Here is a 6,330-nt window from a genome sequence, read left to right as displayed (position 1 = left end):
AGCCACAGGCGGACATTACTATTGAGCCATTACATCATTAGTGCGCATAATGTATATTATGTTAAATGACGGGCTGCAACACGTAATCCGCTTGTAATCTACGTTAACTCAGGAAAAGCCTTCCTTTCCATGAGCATAATCGTATATGTAGTCCACTTATAATGCAACTACAAACAAGCGACCAACATCACATCCCCGCCCTTTTCATTCAACCATCCAAATTATCAATCATTTACGGGCATTAATTGATCCGTTTCGATCACTCAACAGATCGCGTTACCGCGTCGTATGTGCGTTCGCAGACGCTCCCGGCACTTGCTGCTGCATCAGCATATTTAGCGATTTCTCCCGCGCGACGGTCTGATTCTTCGTACAGGTCGGCAAGCAAACTTGCGGTTTCGGCGGCTGTCTGCCTTCTGGCGGCATTTGCGGAAATCCGGCCGGTTTCACTGTTTGCGAGTTCACGCCTGATTTTGGCGAGTTGCCCGCGCAACTGGTCAGCAGCATTATCAGCGTCAACAGCTTCAGCCAGTGCCTTTTGTTTTTCCCGCTCTGCATCATTTACAATTTCCTCTGTTTTCTTCTTACGCCTGAGTTCTTCTTCACGCTGCGCTTTTTCCTGTGTCAACTGCGCTGCTTTATCTGCCTTATCACGCTCCGACCACTTCAGTTTCCATTCTTTATCGTTATCCTTTTTCCCGGCCTCAAAAGCTGATTCATGGATGACATAACCAGCACCACCTAATGACGACGCTACAAACAGGCCAATTAACACGGCATATTTTGTTTTCATTTGTCCATGCCCCAACAAGTTAACTCTGATTCCTGGTCTCTGCGGATAACCTGACCGTAGCAATTATTCTCCCGGATGCGACAATCACGCCCGGCATCCCATACCCAGCGTTTAATTTCGGCGCACGCTCCTAATCTGTCGCCAGCGTTTAGCTTCCGGTAAAACGTCGATGTAAAGCATTTGCCGGGGCCAATATTCCACGGGCAAAAAGAAGCAATACCAACTTTTTGCGGTGTGGTTAATGGCACAGTTATATTTTTATCCACCCATGCCAGCGCTTTAGCTTGTTCAGCTTTGTCTATTTTATCGCACTGCGCTCGCGTTAATTTCATGCCTTTGATTACCGGCTTGCCGTCAACGTAAGTCACACCGCCGCAAATAGTCCATATACCCCGACTTTTGTCCTGATAGGCCGTCAGGCTGGTTCCTTCTTTTTCGTGTTGAAACTGCGCCATCAATACCGGAGCGCTTGCCCCGGCAGCAATCAAACCCAGCATAACGGCACTTAATTTGCTCTTATTCCCCACGCGCACCCCCACTTAAAGCGATTAGGTATTTTTTGCGCTCGTAATACCAGTTAACGAGGCATGTCACCACAGTGCATAAAATGCCGATAATTACTGCCCATTCATTAAGAGAAAGCACCGCAAGAGCCGCTGTAATAATTCCCACCCTGTATTTAAACCAGTCCCAAAACTTAATCGCACCCAGCGTGAACCCCACCACCAAAGCCAGCAGAACACCCAGCTTTTTAGGCGAAAGTGATTCAATAAATCGCTTCCAGATTCTCCCCACTTAATCGCTCTCCAGTTCGTCGTAAAAGAAAAGGCCAAAGCCTCCATCAAAGGCGTTAACGTCTCCAAATTTTTCATTTGGTCTAAGACGGGCAACACCAATCGCTCCAGCGCCAGCATAGCCCGGCAATTTTCCGCTAAGGCCGTGCCAGACACCCGGACGTAAGCAAATTTGTGACAGTGTAACCGTCCTGTCTGCGTTAGATATTTCAAGCCACCACAGTTCTGTGGTTGTTGCGAAGAACAGGCGCATATTCAAAACTACGCCGTTTAGAGATGATGTGAATTCCTGGTCTGGGATAGATGCGATAACACCAATCTCGTAGTAAACAGGCTCCATTTATGCCCCTCCAAATACACGGCGCATTTTTTCGAGCGCATAGACTTTTTGCGGCTCTTTGTTCGCGTCTACCGTGGTGGCGCTCTTTTTACCTGCGGAGGTTTTCCCCTTCCCTGCCGGATTGGAAGTTTTTGCTTGTGCTGATTTTGTGCGTGAACGCTGGAATGTCACCGTGTCAACTTTCTGAGCAGTGAGCTTGACGGTATAGCTGTTTTTCTTCGGAACAGCTTCAATTGAAAGCGATGTGATGCGGCACTGAGGCATTGCCATGAAGGATGTATATACCGATACAAATTCCTTCGTATCGTATGCTGCCTGAATGGCCTGAGCCTGATTCATGGCCGAAATGATATGCAGCGGCGCAAAAGGCAAATCGGTGCCAGTGATGATTCCCTCAAAACTGGCTACCTTTGGATCGTCAACCTCACCGTCCGATATTTTATAACCCGTCTCAATCTTCCCCTGAGCAATGGTTCGTTTTGCCGAAACTTCCTCGCGTGTTTTCAGCCTTAGTGACACCGTCACCCCTGATTCAAACACCATAACAGCCCGTTTATCGCGTGGCGCACTAATCGCCGCGTCCATACCTTCAGCCATAAAAACCCCAAAAAAAATCCCCTTCGTAGAGGGGATTTTCACATCTTAGCTGTGTGGGTTACATGGCGTTACCGCTGGGGATTTATTCAGGTAGTTTGCTCATCCATGACACAAATCGAGAGTCTGGTTTTTTAGTCTCATCCATGACATTCATTATTTTCTTAAAACAATTATCGTCTGGCTTTGAACAACTTTCCGCTATTTCTTTTTCATTCACCTTAATTGTATATGCAAAGATAGCGGAGAATTTATTTCTAGGAAGGCTAAAAACATCTTGAAGTCCGTACTCTTTTTTTACAAGAGCTTGAGTATAGATTAATGAGCTTTCACACATCGCAGCCACGTTTAGCATTACATAGCCTGAAATTTTGCACATCAAATCTACTGTATTCCCTTTTGAAGACTCTCTCACCCACTCTGATGTTTTATCAACAGATGCTACCAGATTACCAGCAAACGACCCTCCACCTGAAATCGTTATTACCCCTCTATCCAATGCATCCAAACCAATTTTATTTACAACGCCTTTTATTCTGATTGGTCTGTCTTTATACTTTTCAGTGGCTGTGATTTCATTTTTATCAAATTCTTTTGCAACTTCCTTTACAGTAAATGGTGTAAGCTTAGTACCATGTTTTGTGATATTTTTTTGCAATGATGCCTCTGCATCATTTTTTACCATGACAGTAACAGCATTAGAAAAAACATCTTCGCTAGATGGCTTTAGGTACGCCAAAACTTCAGCATCACTGAATGGCATTGTTTCCGCTGAAAATGCAGGCAAAGAAATAACCGCACATAAAATCATCATTTTTTTCATTTCAAATTTCCCTTAAGCACCGTTCGCCTCAGCCCAGTTTACCCCACTAAGACTTTGTGTCGTACTAGTTTTGCTCAGGCCTTCGACGACAGTTCCCACATCCTTAGCATCAGGGACATTAATGTTATTTTCATTTTTTACATCATTGTTAATAATCACCCCTCCTTTTGATGGTGGTGTCATCAATGATGCGTCTTGCCCGGCACCATCATCACCACCAAATAGCCCTAAAAATCTCTCAACCCCCGGCAATGGGTTAAAGTTACCGTTGTACTCAAGAAATCTCTCGATTAAACCTTTTTCTGGTTTTCCGTCAGTGCCGTTTTTATTCTTCAGAAATTCATCTATTTGCGCCTGTGACGGAACCGAGCTTTCCGGCGCAATACCACCTGATTTCCCTATCCATTCAGACAATAATTTTAGACCTTTCACAATCGATGGATATCGCTTTTCAAATTCATCAAAACTACCGAATAAACCATCAAATATTGTTCCGCTTTCACCCGCCATCCATGCTTTCCATTCTACAAACGCTTCATAAACTACCCATACAGCGGCACCAATCGCAAGGAAAGGCCATACAGCTGCAATAACTGGAATAGCCAACGCGGTAAAAGCCGCCCCAACAGCGCCAAGAATACCTATCAGAATCGCCGATTTACTTTCGTCTGCGAGCGTTGACCAGAACGCGGCAACCTCTTTTTCCGCACTTCTAAGAACAGGAATCAAAGTATTGGATGCCCAATCTGTGAATTTTTGCCAATCTCCACCTATCGTTGCTTTGGCAAGAAAGTTTTGCCAGTCATTTCGCATCACCGTTAATGTTTGTCCCCACGTCCATCCTTGCTTTTTAAGAAGGTCAGCATTATTTGCGGCCATTTTTTCAAAGGCCTTTAGCATCGTTTCCGCTGTCAGCTTCCCGGCCTCTGACATTGCCCGCAGCCCTTTTACATCTGTGCCGAAAGCCTTCGCGACTTCCGGGGCCATTGTGCCAATGGCCTCCATGAAGGATCTAAATTCATCCCCGCCGAACCGGTCAGAAGAAAATGCCTGGCCCATCTGGTAAAGCGCTGCGTTTACTGCTTCAGCACTGCCACCACCTAACTGTAATGCGCCCACCAGCCCCTGAGTCGCTCGGATTGTTTCCTCCTGAGACTTCCCAAGTTTCTGCGTGGCGGTCGCCATATTGGTATAGGTTGAGATAAACGCTCCGCTATCGCTTCTTACTGCGCTTGCTGCCTCATTTAAAGCAAAGAATGCATCTTTCGCATCACCTGTTGTTTGTGCAAGTCTTGCAATTTGCGCTTGTTGCTGCTGAATAGAATCTAGGTCATCAGCCAGTGATTTCCCAATAGCAATAATGCCTGCCGTTAGACCGGCTCCCGCCAAGAGATTTTCAGCACCTAAGCCTTTCCCGTCGCCCCCTCCACCAGCAGATTCATCATTTCCTTTTGGGTTGAGTGGGTTTCCTGAAAAACTCCCTGCTGAAAAGTCATACCTAGAAAGCGGATTTATCGTTGAAGGATCAAACAATCCACCACCATTCCCTGAAGGAGAGCTACCCCCGTGGTATGGAATGAAAAGCCTTCCCCCTCCTGAGCCTCCCATCAATGGTAAACCAACACCACTCCCCATGCCTTCTACTGCCGCACGTGCAATTTTTTGTGATTCCCTTTTAACCGTATTAGCCAGCGGCGTATGGACAATCAAATTAGAGCCTGTAGCGGCTACTGTGGCTATTGCTGCTGTAGCGGCGGCTGTCGGCGCTGTTGATGCGCTGCTAGGCGCGTATGGGCTTGCAGGCTTCAGGTTGTTGACGCGTTTTATAGCGGCGTCAAGCTGGTTAACCTTTGCGATAGCCTTATCAATCGCGGCATCAAAGCTATTGAGCCCGTCAAGGTCAGGAATAACGTCAATTTTCGTTACGAGATCGGCTGACTGGTCTGTCATTTTTTCACCTTACTAAGCGCGTGCTGAACCGCGTTATCAAACTGGATAACGGCGGAGGCTCTCATAATGGAATCAAAGGAGGCGCGGCCTGACACTACATCGCTGAAGCTAATCAGGCCGCTTTCTATCACTCGCCAGATGACGAGTTCTGTGCGGACGGTTCGGTCAAGGTTTTCAGCAAGGCGCTGAACAGTTGCCGCATGGCTCCCTGCATCGTTCCCGCTGTATCCAGACCAATATTTTTTTTTAACCCTGCTGTAACCGGAAGAATGGAGAGCTTCAGGCACTCCAGCGCTACCAGATAAACATCGGCAATGTTGGTAGCGGTGAAATTGGTATTCACTGCGTCCCAGCTATCCAGAAACTCGCCATTATCGACCAGTTGAGCGCGGGATTTTGCCAGTAAGGTAAACAACAGTTCGTCGTGGTCTTCCCGGTTAAGCACACCGAAAATCTTCGACGACATAGAAAGAATGCTTTCTACCTGGCTGATACCGTGTTTGGCGAGAATCTCCGCCACGCGCAAATTAAAGTGAATGGCATCAAAAGCGCTCATTCGGACTACACAGAATTTACGCCCGTTGATTTCAACGTGTTTGATTGAGTCGTCCATCAGGTAATATTCACTCCATTAATGACCGAATCTACCTCGCCAGTAACGAGTTTCCATTCCAGTGTCTGAGCACCAGCGCCGTTATTTGCGCCATCAGTAGGCTGACGGGCAAACATCGCGTAACCCATGCGGTGTACTGACAGATTACGCGTATTTGTAAGCGTGACGGGTACTACGGACTTCGTTTTCTGCATCAGAAAAAGAGCCGTGTTAACCGGGGAATTTCGCTGCGTGACGAAGGTCAAAGACCCTTCTTCAGTCGGATTATCAATAAAAGACCAGTCGCCGCCGATGCCGGAAGAAACGGTAATCTGGTCATCCGTCATTTCCAGCGTGATATTGCTATCTTTAGCCAGACCGATTACCGGCACAACGCCTACGGTAATCAGCCAGTCTTTAGAGGACATTACGCCTAAATACATA

At 46.8% G+C, this 6,330-nt stretch carries 9 protein-coding genes; all 9 read right to left on the bottom strand.

Going from position 1 to position 6,330, the window contains the following annotated elements; all coding sequences use genetic code 11:
* Positions 1–259: 259 nt before the first annotated feature.
* Positions 260–793, bottom strand: coding sequence for a DUF2514 family protein (locus HMPREF3178_RS12680; protein WP_070585224.1), 534 nt, complete (start codon positions 791–793; stop codon positions 260–262).
* Positions 790–1,290, bottom strand: coding sequence for a lysozyme (locus HMPREF3178_RS12675; protein ID WP_070585225.1), 501 nt, complete (start codon positions 1,288–1,290; stop codon positions 790–792). The genes HMPREF3178_RS12680 and HMPREF3178_RS12675 overlap by 4 nt, the downstream gene beginning before the upstream one ends.
* Before the next feature lie 19 nt (positions 1,291–1,309).
* Positions 1,310–1,588, bottom strand: a complete 279-nt coding sequence (locus HMPREF3178_RS12670) for an HP1 family phage holin (RefSeq protein WP_077258688.1) — start codon at positions 1,586–1,588, stop codon at positions 1,310–1,312.
* Complete coding sequence (locus HMPREF3178_RS12665; RefSeq protein ID WP_070585222.1) at positions 1,589–1,927, bottom strand: phage baseplate plug family protein; 339 nt, start codon at positions 1,925–1,927, stop codon at positions 1,589–1,591.
* On the bottom strand, positions 1,928–2,524 hold the full coding sequence (locus HMPREF3178_RS12660) for a phage baseplate protein (RefSeq protein WP_070585220.1): 597 nt from the start codon (positions 2,522–2,524) through the stop codon (positions 1,928–1,930).
* A gap of 82 nt (positions 2,525–2,606) precedes the next feature.
* Positions 2,607–3,344, bottom strand: a complete 738-nt coding sequence (locus tag HMPREF3178_RS12655; RefSeq protein WP_070585218.1) for an OB-fold protein — start codon at positions 3,342–3,344, stop codon at positions 2,607–2,609.
* 12 nt (positions 3,345–3,356) lie between these two features.
* Positions 3,357–5,294, bottom strand: a complete 1,938-nt coding sequence (locus HMPREF3178_RS12650; protein ID WP_070585217.1) for a tape measure protein — start codon at positions 5,292–5,294, stop codon at positions 3,357–3,359.
* A gap of 127 nt (positions 5,295–5,421) precedes the next feature.
* Complete coding sequence (locus tag HMPREF3178_RS12645; RefSeq protein ID WP_070585215.1) at positions 5,422–5,907, bottom strand: phage tail assembly chaperone; 486 nt, start codon at positions 5,905–5,907, stop codon at positions 5,422–5,424.
* Complete coding sequence (locus tag HMPREF3178_RS12640; protein WP_016808972.1) at positions 5,907–6,329, bottom strand: phage protein; 423 nt, start codon at positions 6,327–6,329, stop codon at positions 5,907–5,909. Before HMPREF3178_RS12640 ends, HMPREF3178_RS12645 begins: the two co-directional genes overlap by 1 nt.
* Position 6,330: the final 1 nt, after the last annotated feature.

This window comes from Klebsiella sp. HMSC09D12 (assembly GCF_001808475.1).
Lineage (GTDB): Bacteria > Pseudomonadota > Gammaproteobacteria > Enterobacterales > Enterobacteriaceae > Klebsiella > Klebsiella oxytoca.
Note: the sequence above shows the minus strand (reverse complement) of the source record. Positions and strands in the feature narration are given on the sequence as shown.